The sequence below is a fragment of the Pseudoalteromonas sp. Isolate6 genome (assembly GCF_022398435.1).
In the GTDB taxonomy this organism is placed as follows: domain Bacteria; phylum Pseudomonadota; class Gammaproteobacteria; order Enterobacterales; family Alteromonadaceae; genus Pseudoalteromonas; species Pseudoalteromonas galatheae.
In genome coordinates this window covers 24,727-47,833 of record NZ_JAKEVK010000006.1, presented here as the reverse complement: position 1 = coordinate 47,833, position 23,107 = coordinate 24,727, and the positions used below count along the sequence as shown (strand labels likewise).

Below are 23,107 nucleotides of genomic sequence, written 5' to 3'. Positions count from 1 at the left end.
CATGGCAAATTCGTGTTTTCATTGTTTGGAGCCTATTCCTAAGGGGTTTGTAGGCTCGGTTACCTTTGAGGGTAACGCACAACCGGTTTGCTGTATTGGCTGCCAGGCCGTTGCTGAAACCATAATTTCTCAAGGTATGAGTGACTACTACACTTACCGCACAGAAAGTGCAGGTAAAGTTGAAGAGCTCGTACCTGAGCAACTAAAAATGCTACTCAGCTATGATAATGAAGAGATCCAAGAGGACTTCGTCGAAATTAGCGGTGAGCATAAAGAAGTACTTCTCAGTGTTGAAGGGATAAGCTGCGCCGCTTGTGCTTGGCTTATCGAAAAGCAACTGCTAGCGCTTGGCGGTATCATCCGTGTTGATGTTAATACTTCTACCCATCGCGCCATGATTGTATGGCAAGATAAGCACGTTAAGCTAAGCGATATCATCAAATCCTTAATGGAAATAGGCTATAAGGCATACCCGTTTCAAGCCGATGAAGAAGCCGCACAGAAACAAGCCGTAGCAAAAGCATATATTCGTCGTTTAGGTGTTGCTGGCCTTATGACTATGCAAGTGATGATGTTTGCATTTGCCATGTACTTTGGCATGTTTTCAGGTATGGAAGAGGACTTTGAACAGTACTTTCGTTGGATAAGCCTCGTGCTTGCCTCCCCTGTTATTCTATATTCAGCAATGCCATTTTTAACCAATGCAGTTAAAGGTCTGAAAGCTAAACAACTGAATATGGATCTTCCTGTTTCACTTGCTATATTCGGGGCCTACGGCGCCAGCACTTACGCTACTTTTATGGAAGTCGGCGAAGTCTATTTTGAATCCATCTGTATGTTTACCTTCTTGCTGTTGTTAGGTAAATATCTTGAGTTCAGAGCCAGACTCAAAGCCAGTGAGTTTACAGCGAATCTACAAAAGCTGCTGCCATTAACCGCCAGAAAGGTTGATGAGAATAACAACGAACAACATATTGCCGCCAAGAAGCTAAAACTGAACGAGCTGATATTAGTTAAGGCTGGAGAAACTATTCCTGCGGATGGCTTAGTGATTAAAGGCCATACCACCGTTGATGAGTCGATGATGACAGGCGAACATTTGCCAGTTAAAAAATATCAAGGCCATCAAGTGTATGCAGGAACCGTGAATCATGACGGTGTAATTACGTTAGAGATCAATAAAATTGGGCAAAATACCCTGCTCAACCAAATTATTCGACTACAGCACAATGCACTCACCAAACGCCCTAAGTTGGTGGAAATCACCGATAAAGTTGCGCAATGGTTTGTTGCCTGTCTATTAGTTTTTGCCTCAATTACCGCCATCGGCTGGTACCCTATTTCACCAGATAAGGCGTTTTGGGTCACGATTTCGGTGTTAGTGGCAACTTGCCCTTGCGCATTGAGCCTAGCTATACCAACCGCACTTACCTGCGCCGTTGCATCACTTACGAAAAAAGGAATTTTGATTAAAGAGGCTCATGTCTTAGAAACGGCCACCAAACTGACTCGTGTTGCTTTTGACAAAACAGGTACCCTTACCGAAGGGCGTTTCTCAATTAAACACATTGAGTTACTGCAAACGGAATATAACGAGCAACAAGTCTTAGATTTCGCAGCAGCGTTAGAGCGCTTTTCTGAACACCCAATCGCTCGTGCATTTGCGCATATCACCCCAACCGAAAATCTAGTTCAAGACGTCGAAGTCGTGGCAGGCTCAGGTATTCGTGGTCACTGGCAAGGTGTCAATATTGCCCTTGGGAAGAGCCATTGGTTTGATAACCACGCGTCATTTGCTCAAGCTACCTTGTTCATTAACAACAACGCAGTTGCAGATTTTTACTTCAATGACAAAGTAAAAAACAATGCAGAAACAGTGGTTGAACAGTTACAACAAGCGGGTCTTACATGCCACATGCTAACTGGGGATAGCTCTAATGCGGGCAAAGAGTTATCGCAGCAGTTAGCCTTAAATAGCTACCAAAGTGCTTGCACACCAGAGATTAAGCAACAAGCAGTCGAAGCTTGGTCCAAACAAGGCGAGATTGTCGCTATGGTTGGTGATGGTATTAACGACAGCCCAGTATTCAATAGCGCTCACTTGTCAGTTGCGATGGATACCGGTGCTGATATCTCAAAAAATACCGCAGATGTGGTGCTGTTAAATAGCGATTTAAATGCCATTTTGGCCCTCCAACAGGTTGCTAAACAAACGCGCAGAATAGTAAAGCAAAACCTCACTATATCACTTTTATATAACGGCTCAATTTTGCCTCTCGCTGCACTCGGCCTCATTCCACCTTGGATTGCAGTCATAGGTATGTCAGCCAGCTCGATCATCGTGATCGGTAATTCATTAAGGTTATTAAAGCTATGAGTATCATCTACGTATTAATACCTATCGCCATTTTATTCGTCATTATTGCTATTGGTATTTTCTTTTGGGCAGTAAAAAGTGAACAATTTTCAGATTTGAATAAACAGGGCCACAGTATCTTATTCGATGACGATAAAACACAAACAAGTGATCAACCGTCAAAACCATCAGCAGACAAGAGCAACAACGACAACTACCATGAATGAAATAAGCTTGCTAAGCGCATTTATAATGGGACTTGCAGGAAGTGGCCACTGCTTGGTGATGTGTGGCGGTATTGCCAGCTCGCTACAACTGGCGAGCAAGCAGCTTTCTGCGGTTGTTGTTACTCTGTTTTACAATATCGGACGCGTCTCAAGCTATGCACTTGCAGGCAGCCTTGTCGCCCTACTCGGGGCAAGTCTCGCCAAGCAAAACACATCACTCGCCATTATATTACAATTGATGAGTGGTATTTTTATGGTGCTTGTCGCTATCTATGTAATGCGCTTAGCCAGCACCTTGAAATGGCTAGAGTCGTTTGCTAAAAGCTTAATTTGGCGCCATATTGTTAAGCTCAATCGCTACTTAGTTCCTGTCAATACAAAAACTAAAGCGTTTTGCTACGGAGCCTTATGGGGGTGGCTACCTTGCGGTCTAGTATATTCAGCTTTAACATGGACATTACAAGCCCAATCACCTTTCGAAGGAGCACTTATTATGCTCGCTTTTGGAGCGGGTACAATGCCTGCGCTTATCGCAATTGGACAATCAGCTCAACTGCTACAAAATTTTATAAATCATGTAGCTACTCGTATCATTATGGGTAATTTATTGATTTGGTATGGTGTTTACCTAATTATCATTGCAACTGATAAGTTAGTACATTAACCTATCCCTATCTGAGCAAACTCATCATTTAAGATTATTGGTTAACATTTTGAGATTAGGAGCTCCAATTGATAATCACATTTTCTTTCGCGTGTCATATGAGTTTGTAGCGCTCTGGAACACCAAAGTCAGTATGCTTTGATGTTCAGGTGCCTTAACGTGCGTCATAGACTTATGGAAATTTTATGGACTTAAGTAATCAAAACCGCTCAAAGAGCCAATGCACAATCAGCTGCAATAATTGCAGTATCAGTCAACTTTGTCTCCCGTTTTCGCTTAATGGCAGCGAAATGGACAAATTAGATGAAATCATTGAACGTAAGAAACCACTGCATAAAGGGGATTTCCTTTTTGAGTCAGGCACGCCATTAAATGCCATCTTTGCTGTTCGTTCTGGTTCATTTAAAAGCTACACATTGTCCGAACAAGGTGATGAGCAAATCACAGGATTTCACCTTGCAGGCGATCTCGTAGGCTTTGACGCCATCAATAAAATGCAGCATCAGAGCTTTGCGCAAGCTTTAGAAACTTCCATGGTATGCGAAATCCCTTTTGACACCCTTGATGAATTAGCGGGTAAGCTGCCTAAGTTACGTCAACAGATCATGCGGTTAATGAGTAGTGAAATCAATTACGACCAAGAGATGTTATTATTATTGAATAAAAAAACTGCTGAAGAGCGCTTAGCAACTTTTATCTATAACCTTTCCAATCGCTTTGGCGAACGTGGTTTTTCCCGTAAAGAGTTCCGCTTTACGATGACGCGCGGTGAAATTGGTAACTACTTGGGTCTTACAGTAGAAACGATTAGTCGTTTACTCAGCCGCTTCCAAAAAGCAGGAACAATAAAGGTAGAAGGCAAGTTTATTACCATTATTGATGCTGCAGCCCTAGCTGAAACAGCCGCGATTACATCTTGATTTAGAACAAACTATTTACCGTTAAGACTTTATCCTTAGATAGGATCGGTTACACTCAATAAGGTCAGAGGTGAAAAAGCTTCTGATCTTATTTGTATACCGTTTTAAGGAGATAGTCGTGGATAAAATCAAAAGTATACTCACAGTAATAGATCCAACCAAAGAGCGCCAAAATAGCTTAGAACGCGCTATCAATCTTGCCAAACGTACCGGCGCAACCATCACTGCATTCATGTCTATTTATGACTTCTCCTATGAAATGACCACAATGTTGTCTAAAGACGAGCGTGAAGCAATGCGTGAAGCGGTAATTAAAGACAGAGAAGCATGGCTCGCCGACATGATTAAGGGATTTTCCGATGTGAGTATCCAAACTAAGGTACTGTGGCATAACCGCCCCTACGAAGCAATTATCAAAACCGTGCTCACGCATGATTATGATTTGGTCATTAAATCGACGCATCAACACGATACGCTAAAGTCAGTTATCTTCACCCCGACCGACTGGCATTTAATTCGTAAATGCCCTGCACCACTATTGCTGGTTAAGGATCATGCTTGGCCAGATCAAGGAAATATTATTGCAGCTGTAAACTCTGTCAGCGATAACGAGCAACATCAACAACTCAATAAACGTATCATTACAGACGCTCAGTTTTTGTGTGAGTTGGCCAACGCCAAATTGAGCCTTGTAAATACCTACCCGGCAACACCAGTCAATATAGCGATTGAAATCCCCGAGTTTAACCCATCGCAATACAATGAAGCTGTTAAAAAGCACCATGAAGACGAAACGTTTGCACTCGCAGAAACTTATTCAATAGATAGAAGCGACTGTATCATCAAAGAAGGTCTACCAGAGGACGTTATTCCCTACGTTGCCAAAGATAAAGATGCTGAGCTGGTTGTCATTGGCACTGTCGGTCGCACTGGGCTGAGTGCAGCGCTTGTTGGCAATACTGCTGAGCATGTTATTGATAGCTTAGACTGTGATGTCTTAGCACTAAAGCCAGACGGCTATAAATCCCCATTAGAAGACTGAGCCAGCGCGCAAGTTAATTGAATGTGCGGCTATAATACATAGTCGCACATTCACTTTATGTATACCTGGCAAGCCAGAAATAAAAGTAAAATGCTGATAAGCAAAATATCGGCAATGTCGCCAGCTGTGCACTCGTTATACTTTTAGACTTAGTGCGCTTGTATGTCATCATCACACCGGTAAACGACAGTCCGGTTAATGCGAAGCCAAACACAAACCATATAAGCTTAGAAGTGATCCCCGCAAAATAACCAAAGTGTAATGGATCTGCATACTCGTTAAGATAGTTTCCCCACGCCATATTTTTAGGTTGCTGTATTGCTAAAACCTCTAACGTTGTTGCGTTTATATAAACCTTGTGCGCTCTATCTCGAAGTAAAGGGTTTGTACTCATTCCTTGAAAACGCAGTACCACATTATCTGCTCTTGGCAATTGTATCGTTGTTATCGTCCAATTAGGAATGGCATGCTCCGCCTTCTCAAAAGCGCTTTCAAATCTCTTTGCAGAGAGCATGTTAATGTTTTCTAGCGCTGTAATATGCTCAACTTTTGGAGCCGGAGGCTCCAAACTCGCACCCGCTACCCGTGCAGAAAACTCATATAGATACCAAATACCCGTGATTATTATAAGCGCAGTAAACCACAATCCCCATAAGCCAAAAACCTTATGCAGGTCACTCAAAAATACTCTTGTACCTTGTACCACTCTCAAACGCCAAAGCGCAACTTTCCAATTTCGTGTGGTTTTCAGTCCAGTGTAGACAGAGATCAGTAAAATGAATGCAAAAGCGGTAACAATTGGTAGTCCGGGCATTGCCGGCATAAATAGGTAGCGATGCAAGTCTCTAAAAAAGCGCTGTATTGTGAGTAATGGAATATCACCTGTTACTTCATGGGTCCATTGGTCGACGTGAACATACCTATCACTTTTAGCCTCGAAAGTTACCCTTGCACGATAGGTAAAGTAGTCACTTCCCATTGTGCCCAATGTAATAATTCGGCCTTCAGGATAGCGCTCAGCTATCGACGCATACATGTTTCTCCACGATGCCGCCGTTTGCTCTTTTATCTCTTCGGGCTTTTGACTCGCACGCATTTCGTCAAAAATAAGCCAATCTAATTCATTTGAAATGGTTGCAATTGTGCCCGTTGCGAGGATCACAAACATGACCGCCGCTAATTGAAAGCCTACCCAGGCATGTAAATCATATAGCTTGCGTAGCCGCTTTCTTTGTCTAGCTTTGTCTGCCATCTTGATCCTCTTAAAGGTCGACTTTCATTCCCATAAGCTCGGATAACTTACCGAGCCTCAGGTCAACTTAAGCATTACCAGTTGTAGGTAAACTCCAAGAAAGCATTTCGTGGCTCACCAGGAAAGTGTCCTGTGCGCTCTAAAAAGCCCGACTCTGCATATTCTTTATCGAATACGTTTTCAACTCTGAATAGCACACTGTAGTTATCTAGTTCCCAAATAATGGAGGTGTCAGCGACGAAATAGGAATTTAGAGTTTGACCAGATAAACTAAGTTGCTCATCCACGTAGTTACCGCCAACAGCGAAAGCCAAATTCCACTCAGGGATCTGATATCGAGTCCACACCCCGAACTGATTTTCAGGAGCGTTGGCGAATTTATCACCAACACTATTGCGGATCCCACCAGCGCCATTGTCAGCGGTGATAGTCGCATCATTATAGGCATAGGCTAGGCTTACTACCCAGTCAGGAGTCACGTCGGTGATCAACTCGATTTCTAGACCTTTACTCGTGATTTCCCCAATTGGCGCTAAATTATCAACCCCATCTTGCTCAGGATCTGTACCTGTATTCTGTAGCAAGTTTTGCCTTGTTATCTGATAACCAGCCACTTTTAGCAATGTACTTCCGTTAAATAACTCTGCGTTAAGCCCAACTTCAATGATATCACCTGTCGTTGGCTCAAATGGACCACCCGCTTTTTCATCCTGGCTGGACACGCCTTGAGGTTCGTAAGAATCAGCCCACTGTGAATACAACGAGATATCATAAGATAGCTTGTAGATACCACCAATTCTGAAGCTGACATTGGTATCATCAAACTTACTGCCATTGGCATCGTCTTCAAACTGGTCATAACGAACGCCTGCTACAAACGTTACTTTCTCCCAGGCGAGCTCGTTGAGTACATACGTGCCATTACGCTTTTGTTTTGTTGTACTTTCTGGCGCAAACTTCACATTGTATTGATTTGCCTGCGTTTCTCCATAATTAGGATTGTAGAGAGACAAAGGCAAAATATCCGAGTCTAACGAGGTACCATTTAGGTAACGTGTGACAAAGTCATTAGAGGCTGACGCTCGACCCAACAACGCATCTTCTTGCCCTGAATATATATCTAGTCCAAATGCGGTACGCTGCTCAGCACCAAACATCTGTGTTTCATAAACAAAGTTAGCAGCAAAAGATAGCTGAGACTGGGCTCTTAGTTGATCTCGGAACTCACGTGCGACCAAATCGATTTGACCATCTTTATTGCTATCGATGAGTGCTCTTGGTTCATGATAATTTTGTTCTTGTTCATTATCTATATAGCGGAGCGCAACGTTGTAGCTTAGTGATGGACTTAAATCCCCAACAACACTCGCTTGCAATACATCTGAAGTTAGATTTAAAAAGTCTGTAGGCTCATTATGGTTCCACGATGGTGTAGTTAAAAACTCACCGTCATCGCCAGCGGGGACACCGCGTAAGCGATTCGCGTCCAAGTCCTGCTTGTAATGCGTGTATTGCAAAATCAAACGAGCATCATCAAAATCATAAGCGTAACCTGCGTCTACAATTGCCACTTCGCTGGCACTATTATCACGGTAGGTATCTTGTTGCTCGTAAAAGGCTCCAAGACGAATGCTTTGCGCTTGTGCTACTTCACCTGTCACTTCACCAGAAGCACCATAGCGGCTATCTGTGCCCACAATGATACGGGTGTTTGCACTAAACTCAGATTGCGGCTTTTTAGTTATATAGTTGAATAATCCACCAGGTGCCCCGGGTCCATAAAGCATACCGGCGGGACCTTTTAAAAAGTCGACACGCTCGACATTAAATAACTGCGGGACATTAAACCCCACATATGGGTCGCCTCTTAGACCATCAAAATAGATTTCTTCTTGACGAAAGCCGCGTGCAGTTACCCCTGCGTAACTAAATTGGCTTACCCCCGCGATATTACGATAGAGATCTTTGGCATCTCTTGCTGCTAGGTCACGGATCAGATTTGCATTGAGAGAGGTCACCATTTGGGTCGAGTTAAGTGGGTCAACCGCAAGCTTTCCTGTTGAAGATTCACCATTACGATATAAATTTAATGTACGGCTAACGACGGTTATTTTTTCGATATCTTGGTCTTTAAGCTTATCTTCTGACACTAGCTGCTGAGCTGACGCATGCAAAGACGGATACATAATCGCCAAAGCGATAAGGGATAGTTTTGATATTGTTTTCATTTAGAGTCACAACTTGGTTATTATTAAAGCGCAAGCAAATGATAACAATTATTAATTACACTTAAAATAACCAAGACGCATTTAATTGCGTTTTTTGCAAAATTGAGAGCGAAATATCTCATACTGAGATCATTTCTCCGGCCGTATCTATAAATTAGGTGCGTAGAGTTAACAGGTAATTTAAAGTGAAAAGTTTTTAATCTGTTGGAGAACAAAAGTAGTTAAGTTGTAGAGTACCAATTATTGACTTTTAGACTAGGCCTATCAGACCTAGTCTGGGAAATCATTGTTGAAAATTAAATATTGGTTACATCAATAAACAATGATTCGTCAATGTTTGTCGAGGAAACCACTGCTTCATTAAAGTCATAGGCCTCACGCTCACCGTCTCTATCTAGAGGCAAACTTTCGAAGTCAAAGAGTTCCGTGTCAGCCAGTTGGCTTGGGCTAACATTCTGAATTGATTTGAAAATATTCTCTACTCGACCCGGTGTTTTCTTATCCCACTCCACCAACATAGATTTAATGTTTTGACGTTGCAGGTTTTCTTGTGAACCACATAAGTTGCACGGAATAATAGGAAAATCCTTATGTTCAGCATATTGAATAAGATCTTTTTCACGCGCATAAGTGAGCGGGCGGATCACCACATTACGACCGTCATCAGAGCGTAGCTTTGGCGGCATCGCTTTCATTCTTGCGCCGTAGAACATGTTTAAAAACAGCGTTTCAACAATATCGTCTAAATGATGACCCAGTGCGATTTTAGTTGCGCCAATCTTTTCCGCAAATGAGTACAAAGTACCACGACGCAAGCGTGAACAAAGGCCACAAGTCGTTTTACCCTCTGGTACTTTTTCTTTTACGACTGAGTAGGTATCTTTATCAATGATGTAATAAGGAATGTCTAACGTTTCGAAGTACTCTGGTAAGATATGCTCAGGAAACCCCGGCTGCTTTTGATCCAGATTAACCGCTACCACATCAAAGTGAATTGGTGCCACCTTTTTTAGGCTAAGTAAAATATCTAGCATGGCGAATGAATCCTTACCACCGCTGATACAAGCCATCACCACATCGCCTTCTTCGATCATATTATAATCTTTGATGGCGTTGCCGACATTACGGCGCAGACGCTTTTGCAGCTTATTAAACTCTAAAACTTCTTTGCGATTATCTTGCTCTGTCATGGTGTTAGGTGCCGTATTCATACTTACTCAACTGTGTACTGTGGGCGTTATCGCGCTAGTACATTACTACATCAATTATGGGGCGCCGATTATACGTGAAATTGAGATGAGGTAAAATACAAAAATGGCGCCGTCCTGAGCGCCATTGTTGGGAGCTAATAAATTAGAGGCCGAATACCACTTTTTCACTTTTTAGCATGCGACTGCTCAGGTAAGTGAAAATTGCAAACAGCCCCAGCGTGACCGCGCTCGACAATAATAGTTGCGGTACTGGTATTGCATTGCCTTTAATGATTTCAATCATGGCGTTTTGCTGCGCTGCGATCGGCATCCATTGCATAATGTCGGTAGCAATATCATAGGTCGTAGCCATGCTCATCATTACCGGAATGAACAACGCCATCGCCACATAAGATTGCGCTTCTTTAAATGATTTAGCTAAGAAAGAGATAAATATCAATAAACTGGCAGACATTAACGCAATAGGCAGGCCAATTATAATTGCTGAAATAATAAATTTAGGACCTATGACCACCGTAAAGCCCATCACCTCCCAAGGCACCATATTATATGCAAACTTAGATATTATGGTGGTTAACACTAGGGCAATAATAGAGAAACCTGCGATTGCCCCCACTTTAGCTAACACAATATGCATGGTACTGATCGGGTGGCTAAGTAAAAGCTGTAAAGAGTTGCGCTCTCGCTCCCCTGCACTACTGTCAATTGCCATACCCATCGCCGCATAAAATAGTGAAATAATAATAGATAATGTTGCGATACCTAATACGAAGCCCCCTTTAGAAGTTGGTGTCGCTTGGTCATGAGTTTGGACATCAATCGCACGGGCAATTGTCGGATCGATACCACGCGCGACTAACCGCAATGAAGCAACTTCACTGTTGTATAACATGAGGTTACGCTCAAGTCGGTTAATTGATGAACGTAACTTTTGCTCAGATTTATCAGCGATGATAAATACCGTCGCGCTCTTACCTTGCGTCATATTCTCTTGGTAATCTTCGCTGATCTCCAAGGTAATGGCTTTAACCTCTTCGCCTTCACCATGTTCAATTTCTTTACTCGCTAAAAATTGTACTAAGTTAGGCGCATTCTCTGCGTTATTAATGGTGATTTTGAGTGCATCAGGCGAAGCCATTTGCTTAAACATGACGGTAAATAATACACACATTAGAATAGGTGCACCGATGCAATAGTAGAGGCCAGCCATCACCGAACGTTTGTCACGGCTTGCGTCTAACACTTCTTTTTTAAATAAAACTGAGATTAATTTCATCATGCTGCAATTCCTTCATCTGTACCTATCAGGGTAATGAAAGCTTCCTCAAGCGACGCTTTACCTGTTTGTTCACATAGGGCCTCTGGAGAACCTTCCGCGACGACTTTGCCTTTCGCCATGACCACCACATGATCACAAAGTGCTGCAACTTCTTGCATCACATGGCTAGAAAATAAGACACAGTGACCTTGCGCCTTAAGCATCAACAACAAATCTCGTAATACTCTCGTACTCATTACATCTAAACCGCGTGTTGGCTCATCAAGTACAATGTTTGTTGGTTTATGCACGATTGCCTGCGCCAACGCCGTTTTCATTCTTTGACCTTGTGAAAAGCCTTTACAGCGTCTGTCCGCGATATCCAACATTTGTAGCTTCTCTAACACTTCTTGCGTCGCGGCAGCGGCCGATTTTGCGTCCATGCCACTTAGTTCAGCATAAAACTGGGTATATTCACGCGGTGTCATGCGCTCGTAGAGTCCACACGGGTCTGGGAACAATCCTAATTGTTGTTTTGCTCTGGTTGGCTCTTTAGCAACATCAATACTATCGATAGACGCAATACCTTGATCAGCTTGGAGCAGACCAAATACGGTCCGTAAACAAGTTGTTTTACCTGCTCCATTTGGTCCCAATAGTCCCGTAATTTGACCATCACGAGCGGTAAATGATAGCCCGTCTAGCGCGTTCACTTCACCAATCTTTTTATATAAGTTATCTACTTGGATCATGAGTTACTCCTTATCAGCGGTTGCTGGGCCGTTTATGTTCATAAAGAATTGTTTGCGTGTGTCTTCTTCAAGACAGTTAGTATCAAAGTCTCCCACTGTTTTTTCATCGTAAAACTTAGCAATGAGTTTATTAGCACAGCTTTGCCCTGCGACAATATGCGTAGCCGTTGGCGCAACTAAGTGCGTAGCATTGCTTAATTTTTCCATCGCAACTTCTGCCCACTTAGCAGGCGTTGCTGGATCTAACCCGCCAGAAAGCAGTAAGGTTGGAATATCGGACGCAACGGGTTCATAGTAACTACTTGGCACCGGACTCACATTCCAAATTGGGCACGTCGCATCCAGTCCTGTGATCATCATCTTACCCATATAGTTTTCACTATATTTGGCTTTGTCCGCAGCCGTTAATCGTGGCCAATCTTCCCCACATACAATCGCCTGATGCATCCCCATAGCCAATCCAAGACCGTCCTCACTTGGTGCCATCATGCCGACGAGTGGAGCCAGGTTACCTTTAGCCGCTTCACTAATAGCAAGCGGCACCAATGCACGGAAGGAATGAGAGTAAAGCGCCATCCTAATCGCACTATATAACTTCATTTTAGTCATCGTCATCGCAAGCGGTTTGCTGGTTCTTGGGTGAAGTACAGACGCCTCTATTGGCGTTTGCTCTACTTGATTAAGCAAGCTCTGCCATTGCTGCTTTAGATTCGGATAACTATTTGCACACTTTTTATCGGCTTCACATTGTGCAAAGAGAGCGTTCAATGAGTCTTCTATCGCGCCGCCAATCGCCATTAAACTTTGGTTATTGGGTGCAAGACCATCTAACACGGCCGATGCAACACTATCGGGGAACTGTCTCATATACTCAAGTGCGATGCGTGTTCCATATGAGCCACCATATAAGTGTAATTTGCTATAGCCAAGCGCGTCTCGTACCGCATCAAAGTCTTTTGCTGCTGCAACCGTCGTATAATCGGAAAGATCTGTGTTTAGCTTTTCTTTACACTTAAGGGCATCTTCTTTGTAAAAATCGAGACCCAACAAAGTATCATTAAGCGCAAATTGTTGCTCAAGATCATCCATATCGCATTGCAAAAGATTGGATTTTCCAGTTCCTCTTTGATCAACAAGTATAATGTCTCTATTTTCTCTCGCGTATTTCAGAATTCTTTCAAAGTTTGCTGCAATTTCGGTGGCTGACTGCCCAGGCCCCCCTGCAAACGCAATAATCGCTTCTTGTGGGTAAAGCGGCTTGATTGCTGGAATAACCATAAAATGAATATCAATTTTTTGTTCCGTTTTGCTTTCACTTAATGGTTGCGAGATTTTTCCGCATTGCGCTCTATCGCTGAGGCCTTTTGCATAACAAGCGGATAATTCTGCAGTTGATGTAGCCGCTTGTGCTGGCAATGCAGCTCCTAAAATGAGAGGAAGCAGCGCTAGCTTTACTAAGCTTTTCTTAAACTTAAATGGCTTTTTCATAGTTATTTCCTTGTTGACTCACGGTCAGTATGCTAACTTTAAGTGAGTGTATCAGTGTATTATTGTATTAATACAGTAGAATTAGAGTAATGCTAGATCTTATTCATGTCAACCCCAACAGCGCAGAGCCAATTTATAAGCAGCTATTTGATCAGATAGTGCGTTTGATTGTGTCTGGTAAAGCGCAAGCCGGAGAAGAGCTACCTTCTGTAAGAAAGCTAGCTGAGCACTTCTCGGTAAATCCGATGACCGTCTCCCGGGCTATCGGGCAACTTGTTGATCAAGGTTGGCTTGAACGAAGACGCGGCCAGCCGACACGCGTTGCACCGCAGCAAACTACACAACAGACCGATAATCTACTCCATAAAAACCTAGATATTTTAATTAGTGATGCGAAACAGCTTGGGATCAGTAAGACTGAATTAATATCATTGATTGATAAAAATTGGGGACAAGAATAATGACAAGCCCACTACTACAATTCACTAAAATCCATAAAAAATTTGCCGACAAGTCGGTTCTAGAAGACATAAACCTTATTATTGAGCCGGGCATGGTTATGGGTTTACTAGGACGAAACGGAGCCGGTAAAACGACACTTCTGCGGATTGCACTTGGGTTAATCGCACAAAATAGTGGTGAGGTTAGCTGCCTCAACAGCAGCAACCTAGAGCTGAGCCCTACATGCAAGAGCCAAATTGGCTATGTGCCACAACAGCCCTGTGGCTATCAAGGCTTTAAAGTCAAAGACGCCCTCGCACTGCATCGCAGCTTTTATCCAGATTGGGATATTACGCTTGAGCAGGAATGGTTTTCTCGCTTCGAGTTAGACGAAAACAAGCTAGTAAGTAACCTTTCAGTTGGCCAACAACAAAGCTTAGCGCTGATAATGGCGATGTCATATCGGCCTAAGTTACTGATCCTTGACGAGCCAGTGTCAAGCCTCGACCCCATTGCACGCCGGGAGTTTATGTCGGACTTATTCGAGTTAGCGCTTGAGTCCGGCTCTGGTGTACTTTTCTCCTCGCATATTACATCTGACGTTGAGCGCGTCGCGAGTCATATTGCTATTATTAAAAATGGAAAGGTCTTGGTTACTGGTGAATTAGATATACTGAAGGAACAAATTAGGCTTGTTCCGCATCACCTTACAAGCAAACTGCCATCCGGAAACGTACTTCACCAATCTGAACGGTTTAGCATTTATCAAGCTCAAGACAGTGCAAACTGGTCAGCGGACTTACAGCAAAGCCATAGCAACCTTGAGCAGCTCTTTGTGGAGCTACACGCATGAGTACATTAACTCAGCGCAATTGGTGGACAGGGTTTTCCGGATTTTGGTTGCGAGAGTGCGGCTCAGCAAATTTTTTCATTCCAGGGTTCTTAGCGTCTATCGCTTCACCTTTTTTAACCTTGATAGAAGATCAAAATATACAAGCATTTAGTTTGGTTTTCTCGATCAGTGCTTTATGGATGGCCTTTTGTTGGCAGTTAGTGAAATTACAAGCACAGGAAAGCGCCTTACTATTCCCTGCAATTAAACAGCACGTATACTTGCAAGGTACGATAATTCTAGTCATTGGCTACCTACTCAATGCGCTTGCTCTTATCAACCGCCCCGCGTCAGAAGTTGCTTATGCCATGCTGTTTGCAACGAGTTTTGGTGGTAGTTTCTTTTTACTATGTATTCGAAATAGCGTGTATTTCAAACATAATAGTTACGTTTTTATGCTCGCACTCGTGCTTGCTATGTTTTTTGGTAATAACCCCCAAATTTTAGCACTGCTTGCCGTCCCCCTTATATTAATGGGAACATACCTGTTAGTGAGGCGGACTCATCACTGCCAATGGCATCATTTGGCATATCAAACCTACTTAAATAATATTCAAACTGGGTGGCTCCCGAGCAATACCTTCGTACCAGACTTCCTCACTCGGGGGATTAGACAGTTTTTTATGCCAATGAGCTATTTCGCAGGTAATCTGTTGATACAGACCTGTCAGATATTGCTTGTCTCTGGGCTATTAGCCATTGTGGCAAGTGGCTTATTTGGTGTCACACTCGATTTTGTTATTGGCTTTACCGATATGCTTGTTCTGATGTTCGCTATTTTTGTCAGTTGGTCCAAGCTACAAACTAAAATGACATGGGATCAACTATACCTACTCCCTATCTATTCAAGCCTTAAAACGATACAGCAGGCTTACCACATCTCTGCGGTTAAACTTGGTTTTTGCCTATCCTTGTTTCAACTTCTAGTATTACTAGCTTGTAGCGCCCTTTCCACATTCGAGGCTGTGGCTTTCTACTTAGTGATATTTACGGGCTCTGTAGTCGGGTTTGTTCTTTGCATTGCGCTAGGGAGTATAATTAAAAGCGCCCTTACGTTGTCGCTTTCATGCATGTTCGTAGTCATTTTACACAGTGCATTTAAATCTTACCTGTTAAATCACGAACAATCAGCAACCACCCTATATCTATTATTAGGTTACGTTGTGATAGCCATGTCACTGCTTTTTTACAGTAATAAGAAGCTTGATTAAGAAAGGTGTAATTCGCATCGCAAAGACGTGGCGCAAAAGCGCTTAAACAACTAAAGACAGCGTTATTAAGAATAACAGAGTGATAGTGAGCATAAGTCGATTATCACTCATTTCTAACAGCTATATTTAATGGGAGTGGGTTCGACTATTAATAAAGTCGGTGACCGAAAACAACACTCCAGAGATCACGAACGTAATGTGTATGCCCACTTTCCAAGCTAGCTGCTCACTGGTTAAATCTTGAGAATGGATAAAAACCTTGAGCAGCTCTACGGCAGATATCGCTACTATGGCGCTGATCAGCTTAATTTTGAGCCCTGAGAAGCCAACTTTCCCCATCCAAGTCGGTTTATCTTCTTGTGGTTCGACATTAAGCTTAGAAACAAAATTCTCGTAGCCACTAAAAATAATGATGATCAATAACCCGGCCAGTAAAGCCGTATCAACCAATGTTAAGATGCCAATGAGTAACTCTTGATTTGTCGCTGTAAGCGCACTGATGGTCATCACATAAAGCTGTTTAAAAAACTTAAGTAATAGCAACACAATCGCGAGTAGTAGGCCAACAAAAAAAGGCGCTAGCAGCCATCGTCCTTTAAATAAGGTTCTTTCTAGTAGATATTCATAACGATTAAATTGCTCATTCGCAGACTTAGTTTCTTGCTCCATGTTTTTGATTTTCACCATGTTTAATAAGTTTGATTGAACCCATAAATGTAGCATCAACGCTTACATTTCTCACTATTTATTGACGTAAATTTGAATCAATTTTCTGCTCTTTAAGAGAAAATTAATTCGTTTTCCTTATTTTAAATTTTGCTTTAAAACATGCTTGTTCTTTCAACTAACAGGTAACACGAATGAAAACCTTAGTTTCATCATTAATCGCTCTATCTCTTTTTGCTTGTGTACAAGTACAAGCCGATGAAGAGTTACCAGTCGCGCCTGCAGATTTGGTTCAAGAGTTAACTCAAATGTGCCTTGATTGGGCAAAAGATGATGATGTGCAAGCATCTGAGATGAAAAAATATGTTTTGAATTGCGTTAACGACGAGCTAGAAGCTACTGGCTATCAACAAGTCAAAGACGTGGACATTAAGTAATACCAGTTCGCTTAATTAAGTGATGGTATTCATGATGAAAAGGCCGCTCAACACGTTGAGCGGCCTTTTATTTTCAATAACATTTTAGGCAAAACATCCAATACATCTAAAGACACTTATCGATATTTAGCTAGCCGTTACGCTTTCTTTTTCCTGGTAGTTTTCTCTTCTTCTACCCATTTACCATTGCTATACGTCGCTTTCCAACCCGTCGCTTTACCATCCACTTCTGTCATCACATATTGTGTCTTGGTTTTTCTAGAGTAACGAACAATCGCTGGATTTCCATCCGAGTCTTGCTCAGGCGCATCAGCCAGATAATAGAATTTAGGCGAAATTCTATCTCTAAAGCGTTTTAGCTCTGATACTTTCGGAGCTCTTGTCTCACGTGATTTCGGGAATGTGTGCGCCGCTAAAAAAATACCTGAAGCACCGTCTCTAAGCACGAAGTGCGCGTCAGATTTTTCGCACTCAAGTTCCGGTAGCGGAACTGGGTCTTCTTTCGGTGGTGCAGCTTCACCATTTTTCAATAACTTACGTGTATTTTTACAGTCTTCATTTGTACAACCAAAATACTTACCAAAACGGCCTGATTTAAGCTGCATATCCGAGCCACACTTGTCACACTCAATCAGTGGACCATCGTAGCCTTTTATTTTAAATGAACCTGTTTCAATGACATAGCCCTTACATGCGGGGTTATTACCGCATACATGAAGCTTTTTCGTTTCATCAATAAGGTATGAGTCCATTGCCGTTTCACAAATTGGACAACGTTTCATATGGCGGAGTGATTCAGCTTCCGCCTCTTCATCCGCATCTGCGGCAACCGCCTCATCACCTGACACTAAATTAATTGTGGTGGTACAACGCTCTTTTGGCGGCAAGTTATAGCCTGTACAGCCAAGGAATACACCAGTAGAAGCAGTACGAATACCCATCTTACGTGAACATGTGGGGCAATCTATGTCTGTTTCGACCATCACATTTTGTCGCATACCGCCTTCACTTTCATCGCCAGCTGCAATTTCTAGCTGGTTGGAAAAGTCAGCGTAAAACTTATCAAGTACCTGCGTCCATAAACGCTCGCCTTCTGCGATATCATCAAGGCGGCCCTCCATTTTTGCAGTAAAGTCAAAGTCCATTAAATCATTGAAATTCTCAACGAGTCTATCAGTAACAATTTCACCCATTTTTTCAGCGTAAAAACGGCGGTTTTCAACTCTGACATAACCACGATCCTGAATCGTTGAAATAATTGCTGCATAGGTAGACGGGCGACCAATACCACGTTTTTCTAATTCCTTAACTAAGCTTGCTTCACTGAAACGTGCTGGTGGTTTAGTAAAGTGTTGTTTAGGATCAAGCGCGATAAGATCGAGCTTATCGCCAACTGAAACACTTGGAAGCGCCTGCTCTTCTTCATTCTTTTTACGAACGGCTGGTTGTACACGTGTCCAACCATCGAAGCGTAGAACGCGGCCTTTCGCTTTTAACGTGTAATCTTCTGCTGCAACAGTCAGTGTTGTAAGGTCATATTCTGCCGGCGTCATCTGACACGCCACAAACTGACGCCAAATAAGCTCATAGAGCTTTTTAGCATCTGCCTCTACGCCCTCTAAATGACCTGATAAGATCGCAACATCAGAAGGACGAATTGCTTCGTGCGCTTCTTGGGCGTTGCCTTTTGCGGAATAACGCAGTGGTGCTTCTGGTAGATACTTACTACCAAATTCACTATCAATATAGCCACGACACATTTCTAACGCGTCGTTTGATAAATTCGTCGAGTCCGTACGCATATAGGTGATGTAACCCGCTTCGTATAGACGCTGCGCTAACATCATGGTTTTCTTTACGCCATAGCCTAAACGAGTACTTGCCGCTTGCTGCATTGTCGAGGTAATAAATGGCGCACTTGGCTTACTCTTACTTGGCTTTTCTTCGACCTTAACGACTTCATAAGCACTGCTTTCAAGCACTTGTACGGCAGTATCAGCCTGTGCTTTATTTACTGGCTTAAATGCTTCGCCTTTGTACTTAGTAACCGCTAGACGAATGTCATCTTTTGTTGCTTTAACATCAGCGTGAATGTCCCAAAACTCTTCAGGAATAAATGCTTTGATCTCACGTTCTCGCTCAACAAGCAACCTCACCGCAACGGATTGTACGCGACCTGCCGATAACCCTCTTGCTACTTTTTGCCAAAGCAACGGGGACACCATAAAGCCAACAACACGGTCAAGGAATCGTCTTGCCTGCTGTGCGTACACCATGTCAGTATTAAGATGGCCAGGTGTTTCAAACGCTTGGGTTATCGCATTTTTGGTGATCTCGTTAAAGACCACACGCTTATATTTGCTCTCATCGCCACCAATAATCTGCTCAAGGTGCCAAGCAATGGCTTCCCCTTCTCTATCCAAATCGGTTGCGAGATAGATATGGTCAGCATCTTCAGCGAGTTTTTGCAGTTCTTGAACTACTTTTTCTTTACCTGGCAAAATCTCGTAATGTGGTTCCCAACCCTTCTCAGGATCAATCCCCATCCTCGCAACTAAATTTGCATAATCTTTTTGCTTTTTATATTGCGCTTTTTCTTCAGGTGACATTTTACGCACTTCAGCTGGCGACTTAGTTGCCAAACCTTTCGTTTTACCTGCGCCTGAGGTAGGAAGATCTCGAACATGACCAACACTGGATTTAACAATGTAATCCTTGCCGAGGTATTTATTGATTGTTTTTGCCTTCGCGGGAGACTCTACAATTACTAGCGATTTGCCCATAGCTGCCTATTTTTGACCGATTCTGTCTGATGTTTGCCCTTACTTGGGCGCTAAATTACTTATAGGTATATCTACAAACACCTATTGTTACAAGCTAAAAATACTAACTTTTCCCTGATCACCGAATTATTATCCAATTTATGTACAATATTCAGCCAATTTAGGGACACGTTCATATATATAAGGTTAAGGCACGGGAATATAAAGGAATAGAAACAAAAATGCCAACCCGAAAGTTGGCATTTTTCATTTTATCCAGCGTCTGTAACGCTTATTCCTATTGATTGTGTCTTTCGTTCATCGTCACCATCCCCCAGAGCTGGGAAAGTAAATTTGATCCCTAATACACCAGAAAGCTTGTTGTTCGGCTCAGCTTCTCTCGCCAAGGTAACGTTGAAAAAGTTTGGCTTATCACTTGTATAGTTTCCTAAAGTACCAGAAACATTGCCACTGGTTAACTCACCGTTGTTTGTTGAAATCTCGACTTCTGTACCTGCAGGAAGCGGATTACCAAACTCATCAGTGAAATAAATTGTAATAGGAACCGCAGAAGGACTACCTGCTGCCGTAAAATCAACACCAGCGAGATCGCATACCCCCTCTACTCCAGATGGTTCAAGCACCAAGCCATTCCCACTTGGGCACGTGTTCGAACCCGCAAGCGCAGCCGGCACTGTAAACCGCACAAAAGCGTTATCACCAGACATTATCAATTCAAATTGTCTGTATACATTAACTAGCTCTTTCGTACATTCTCCAGCGGCTTCAGCGGCTTCTGAACAAAGCAAGCCATTATATTTGCCGTCCCCTTCAAAGACACCATTACCATCATTATCAAAATCAAAGCGACCATTGTTATTGCTATCCACCCACCAATCATCATGACCGCCATTTACTGTTCCAGTTGGAGAGCAAGGCCCTGTATTTGCAGCAGAATCACAATTCTCTTTATCAAAACGACCATTTTCATTGGTATCAAGGAATGCTTCTGTAAGGTCAAACTCTTGGCGATATTCGCCAATATCGAACCTACCATTACGGCGCTCTACTCCACCGCCTGATTGCTCATCTCTGAAATTTTCTTGGCCTTTAACAAAAGCCAACACACTTACACGCCCCCCCATAACAATTCTTCTAAGTGCTGTTTCAGTTTCATCATTCTGAGAAGCATCCTTTTGTCTTAACATGCCATTAATACATGGTGCAGCATTACCAAAATATGGGTCACAGTTCCAATTAGCTGAACTTTGCTTTTGAGTATCTGATAATGTAGCCGCTAGCCTAGGTGCTACCGCTTCAAAAGTATTCGTATTACCGTCTATATCACCAATGCGGTTACCCCAACGATATTCATAAAAAGGTCTATCTCCTTGGCTACGCCACACCACAGTACAAGCAGCATTATTCGTTCTACAGTCATAGGTGTCCTCAGACTCAGTACTACCAATGGCACCGGCTTCAGCAATCACTGTTGCAGCAACGCCATCAGCATTAAACTGATTGAATTGATCACCGAAGAACAAGGTAATATTTGTTGTTACCCCATTATAATTAAGCGAATTGGTATTGAATGTAACAGGGGAAGCATCAAACGTATCCTGATCGGTAACACCTGAGCTTAAAATTAATCCTGACGATACACCAAATATCTGCTCACTTAACGGAATAGTATGCATTACGCCTGTAGGACAGCGGGCATCGTCGTTTGATGCATCTGCATCGTTACAAGCATTAGCAATGTCCGTCCAACAAGTAATCGCATCCCCCTCAGGCAAATTCACGTAAGATTCTTCTGGGATATAACACGCACTAACGACAAGCGGCCCTGGTACAATACCAGACTTGACCGTCGTTCTTACGATGCCATTTGCGTTAGTATTGCCTGTAATTTGTGTTAGCGAGGCAAGACCTTGTTCGTCTGACAATCTAAAGTCAACTCGCGCTCTTGGAATTGCAAGGTTATCCTCATCTACCAGTTTAAAACTCACAACAGATTGGGTTGGCAGACCGCCTTCGCCGGGGGGTAAAGCAATAAACTGATTAAACCCATCTTCTTCAGGTAAAAATTGTACCGCTTGTGCAAGCGCACTATCCACTTCAATAGTTGTTTCTTGATTTATTGGAGAGCTACCATTTTGGATAGTAACAGAGATTCTATCTTCGCCTTGACAACCTTTAGCACGATATGTCGAGCGAGCGATACCATTTGAGGTATTTACCGTTTCGTCTAGCTCTGCCAACGCAGGGGTGGCTACAGCACACAACGAGCTAAATGCAACTTCAAAAGCACTATTAATTAAAGTGCCATTCTGATCTTTTAGTGTCACAGTAATAACTGTACTTCCACCTGCAGAAAGCTTTTGTTGGACACCATTGCTATCAACCAAACCGTTGTCAATTGTAACATTCAATTGAGCAACACCAACATTAAAATTGATAGCCTGAGTGACATCAACATAATCTGGAGAGTTTACAGTAATAGTACCGGCACCACCTTGGTTACCTGGCTGGAACTTTAGAATTGCAATACCAAAAGAATCTGTTAGCGCGGTACCTGTCGACGGTAAAATCGCGCCTAAGGTAGTTTCAGCACTAACTAGTGCATTTGCAATACCATCGCCAGTTTGATTGGATGTCATCTTGATGAATATATCAGCAGTCTCGTTTGAAGATACTTGATTGACACGAGTACAGCCAGCAGCTATTGGGTCTATCATTGCCTGTTCTCGACTGTCATCCCAGCCTGCCGGGCATTTACTTAGCAGCATTACCTCAAGTTTTGCTGACGTGGTTACATTACCATCATCGCCACCACCTTGAGAGGTAAAATCAAAAGTCTGCGAGACTGTATTATTACCATTAGTATAAGTAGCGGTCAGGCGGCCTGCACCAACAACATTGGTCGCTTGTAACGTAATTGTTGCTTCACCCGCATCATCAGTTAAAACTGAGCCTGAACTCGGCTCCATGGTTGCAAAATCATCGCTTTCAAAAACAACTCGGCTGTTTGCTAACGCGCTGCCATTTTTTGTTAACGTAGCGGTTACCTTCAAAGGAGCATCGGATGACAAGCTGCTAGCGCCGCCTTCTCCAGCAAGTGTAATGGCATAAGTACCATCGCCATTGCCATCATCACCGTTATTTGTGTCTTTTTGGATACTGCCACCGCCACCGCATGCGGTCAGTAAGATTGCTAGCATTATCATGCTAAAATAGCGCATTAAGGGCATTCACCTATCTCCCTAGCTAAGTTAATTTTATTATTGCTCAATAGTAACT

At 42.8% G+C, this 23,107-nt stretch carries 18 protein-coding genes; 9 read left to right on the top strand and 9 right to left on the bottom strand.

The window, feature by feature from the left end:
- Position 1 precedes the first annotated feature (1 nt).
- From L1D50_RS01720 to uspE, 5 genes are all read left to right on the top strand, one after another.
- Entirely contained in the window at positions 2–2,377 is a 2,376-nt protein-coding gene (locus L1D50_RS01720; protein WP_239965382.1) for a heavy metal translocating P-type ATPase, read from the top strand.
- Positions 2,374–2,583, top strand: a complete 210-nt coding sequence (gene ccoS, locus L1D50_RS01715; RefSeq protein ID WP_128726336.1) for a cbb3-type cytochrome oxidase assembly protein CcoS — start codon at positions 2,374–2,376, stop codon at positions 2,581–2,583. The genes L1D50_RS01720 and ccoS overlap by 4 nt, the downstream gene beginning before the upstream one ends.
- The gene (locus L1D50_RS01710; protein WP_128726335.1) at positions 2,576–3,247 is read left to right on the top strand and encodes a sulfite exporter TauE/SafE family protein; all 672 of its coding nucleotides are present in this window, start codon (positions 2,576–2,578) and stop codon (positions 3,245–3,247) included. Before ccoS ends, L1D50_RS01710 begins: the two co-directional genes overlap by 8 nt.
- Positions 3,248–3,432: 185 nt before the next feature.
- Positions 3,433–4,167 carry an FNR family transcription factor gene (locus L1D50_RS01705; RefSeq protein ID WP_138521541.1) on the top strand — a complete coding sequence of 245 codons (735 nt, stop codon included), beginning with the start codon at positions 3,433–3,435 and terminating at the stop codon, positions 4,165–4,167.
- A 118-nt stretch (positions 4,168–4,285) separates the two neighbouring features.
- Positions 4,286–5,209 carry a universal stress protein UspE gene (gene uspE / locus L1D50_RS01700; protein WP_128726333.1) on the top strand — a complete coding sequence of 308 codons (924 nt, stop codon included), beginning with the start codon at positions 4,286–4,288 and terminating at the stop codon, positions 5,207–5,209.
- A 55-nt stretch (positions 5,210–5,264) separates the two neighbouring features.
- On the opposite strand, the gene L1D50_RS01695 is transcribed toward uspE, so the two are convergent.
- The 6 genes from L1D50_RS01695 to L1D50_RS01670 all read right to left on the bottom strand — a co-directional run bounded on the left by L1D50_RS01695 (position 5,265) and on the right by L1D50_RS01670 (position 13,398).
- On the bottom strand, positions 5,265–6,461 hold the full coding sequence (locus L1D50_RS01695; protein ID WP_128726332.1) for a PepSY-associated TM helix domain-containing protein: 1,197 nt from the start codon (positions 6,459–6,461) through the stop codon (positions 5,265–5,267).
- Positions 6,462–6,535: 74 nt separating this feature from the next.
- Positions 6,536–8,689 (bottom strand): TonB-dependent siderophore receptor, encoded by a 2,154-nt coding sequence (locus tag L1D50_RS01690; RefSeq protein ID WP_239965381.1) that lies wholly within the window; start codon positions 8,687–8,689, stop codon positions 6,536–6,538.
- Positions 8,690–8,985: 296 nt separating this feature from the next.
- Complete coding sequence (ttcA, locus tag L1D50_RS01685; protein ID WP_239965387.1) at positions 8,986–9,879, bottom strand: tRNA 2-thiocytidine(32) synthetase TtcA; 894 nt, start codon at positions 9,877–9,879, stop codon at positions 8,986–8,988.
- Between the two features lie 163 nt (positions 9,880–10,042).
- Positions 10,043–11,179 (bottom strand): ABC transporter permease, encoded by a 1,137-nt coding sequence (locus L1D50_RS01680; RefSeq protein ID WP_128726330.1) that lies wholly within the window; start codon positions 11,177–11,179, stop codon positions 10,043–10,045.
- Positions 11,176–11,910 carry an ATP-binding cassette domain-containing protein gene (locus L1D50_RS01675; RefSeq protein ID WP_128726329.1) on the bottom strand — a complete coding sequence of 245 codons (735 nt, stop codon included), beginning with the start codon at positions 11,908–11,910 and terminating at the stop codon, positions 11,176–11,178. Before L1D50_RS01675 ends, L1D50_RS01680 begins: the two co-directional genes overlap by 4 nt.
- A gap of 3 nt (positions 11,911–11,913) precedes the next feature.
- Complete coding sequence (locus tag L1D50_RS01670; protein WP_138521533.1) at positions 11,914–13,398, bottom strand: alpha/beta fold hydrolase; 1,485 nt, start codon at positions 13,396–13,398, stop codon at positions 11,914–11,916.
- A gap of 89 nt (positions 13,399–13,487) precedes the next feature.
- Between L1D50_RS01670 and L1D50_RS01665 the strand changes: the two genes are divergently transcribed.
- Genes L1D50_RS01665 through L1D50_RS01655 form a run of 3 tightly spaced genes read left to right on the top strand, consistent with a single transcriptional unit; the run spans position 13,488 to position 15,942 of the window.
- On the top strand, positions 13,488–13,859 hold the full coding sequence (locus L1D50_RS01665) for a GntR family transcriptional regulator (RefSeq protein ID WP_128726327.1): 372 nt from the start codon (positions 13,488–13,490) through the stop codon (positions 13,857–13,859).
- Positions 13,859–14,692 (top strand): ABC transporter ATP-binding protein, encoded by an 834-nt coding sequence (locus L1D50_RS01660; RefSeq protein WP_239965380.1) that lies wholly within the window; start codon positions 13,859–13,861, stop codon positions 14,690–14,692. Before L1D50_RS01665 ends, L1D50_RS01660 begins: the two co-directional genes overlap by 1 nt.
- Positions 14,689–15,942: a hypothetical protein gene (locus tag L1D50_RS01655; protein ID WP_239965379.1), complete on the top strand. Its 1,254-nt coding sequence runs from the start codon at positions 14,689–14,691 to the stop codon at positions 15,940–15,942. Before L1D50_RS01660 ends, L1D50_RS01655 begins: the two co-directional genes overlap by 4 nt.
- Positions 15,943–16,068: 126 nt before the next feature.
- Here the strand turns inward: L1D50_RS01655 and L1D50_RS01650 are convergent, their stop codons facing one another.
- A complete protein-coding gene (locus tag L1D50_RS01650; protein WP_010605024.1) occupies positions 16,069–16,629 on the bottom strand; it encodes a TIGR00645 family protein in 561 nt (186 codons plus the stop codon).
- 173 nt (positions 16,630–16,802) lie between these two features.
- On the opposite strand from L1D50_RS01650, the gene L1D50_RS01645 reads away from it, so the two are divergent.
- Complete coding sequence (locus tag L1D50_RS01645) at positions 16,803–17,045, top strand: hypothetical protein (RefSeq protein WP_128726324.1); 243 nt, start codon at positions 16,803–16,805, stop codon at positions 17,043–17,045.
- A gap of 137 nt (positions 17,046–17,182) precedes the next feature.
- On the opposite strand, the gene topA is transcribed toward L1D50_RS01645, so the two are convergent.
- Positions 17,183–19,828, bottom strand: coding sequence for a type I DNA topoisomerase (topA, locus tag L1D50_RS01640; protein ID WP_128726323.1), 2,646 nt, complete (start codon positions 19,826–19,828; stop codon positions 17,183–17,185).
- A gap of 251 nt (positions 19,829–20,079) precedes the next feature.
- Positions 20,080–23,058 (bottom strand): hypothetical protein, encoded by a 2,979-nt coding sequence (locus tag L1D50_RS01635; RefSeq protein WP_239965378.1) that lies wholly within the window; start codon positions 23,056–23,058, stop codon positions 20,080–20,082.
- Positions 23,059–23,107 lie beyond the last annotated feature (49 nt).

Bases quoted from the DNA above. Each gene is read 5' to 3' on its own strand.
- L1D50_RS01690 (WP_239965381.1), bottom strand. From the start codon at position 8,689: ATGAAAACAATATCAAAACTATCCCTTATCGCTTTGGCGATTATGTAT.
- L1D50_RS01680 (WP_128726330.1), bottom strand. From the start codon at position 11,179: ATGATGAAATTAATCTCAGTTTTATTTAAAAAAGAAGTGTTAGACGCA.
- L1D50_RS01720 (WP_239965382.1), top strand. From the start codon at position 2: ATGGCAAATTCGTGTTTTCATTGTTTGGAGCCTATTCCTAAGGGGTTT.
- L1D50_RS01675 (WP_128726329.1), bottom strand. From the start codon at position 11,910: ATGATCCAAGTAGATAACTTATATAAAAAGATTGGTGAAGTGAACGCG.
- L1D50_RS01635 (WP_239965378.1), bottom strand. From the start codon at position 23,058: ATGCCCTTAATGCGCTATTTTAGCATGATAATGCTAGCAATCTTACTG.
- L1D50_RS01665 (WP_128726327.1), top strand. From the start codon at position 13,488: ATGCTAGATCTTATTCATGTCAACCCCAACAGCGCAGAGCCAATTTAT.
- L1D50_RS01670 (WP_138521533.1), bottom strand. From the start codon at position 13,398: ATGAAAAAGCCATTTAAGTTTAAGAAAAGCTTAGTAAAGCTAGCGCTG.
- ccoS (WP_128726336.1), top strand. From the start codon at position 2,374: ATGAGTATCATCTACGTATTAATACCTATCGCCATTTTATTCGTCATT.
- L1D50_RS01705 (WP_138521541.1), top strand. From the start codon at position 3,433: ATGGACTTAAGTAATCAAAACCGCTCAAAGAGCCAATGCACAATCAGC.
- ttcA (WP_239965387.1), bottom strand. From the start codon at position 9,879: ATGACAGAGCAAGATAATCGCAAAGAAGTTTTAGAGTTTAATAAGCTG.
- L1D50_RS01645 (WP_128726324.1), top strand. From the start codon at position 16,803: ATGAAAACCTTAGTTTCATCATTAATCGCTCTATCTCTTTTTGCTTGT.
- L1D50_RS01695 (WP_128726332.1), bottom strand. From the start codon at position 6,461: ATGGCAGACAAAGCTAGACAAAGAAAGCGGCTACGCAAGCTATATGAT.
- L1D50_RS01650 (WP_010605024.1), bottom strand. From the start codon at position 16,629: ATGGTGAAAATCAAAAACATGGAGCAAGAAACTAAGTCTGCGAATGAG.
- L1D50_RS01655 (WP_239965379.1), top strand. From the start codon at position 14,689: ATGAGTACATTAACTCAGCGCAATTGGTGGACAGGGTTTTCCGGATTT.
- L1D50_RS01660 (WP_239965380.1), top strand. From the start codon at position 13,859: ATGACAAGCCCACTACTACAATTCACTAAAATCCATAAAAAATTTGCC.
- topA (WP_128726323.1), bottom strand. From the start codon at position 19,828: ATGGGCAAATCGCTAGTAATTGTAGAGTCTCCCGCGAAGGCAAAAACA.
- L1D50_RS01710 (WP_128726335.1), top strand. From the start codon at position 2,576: ATGAATGAAATAAGCTTGCTAAGCGCATTTATAATGGGACTTGCAGGA.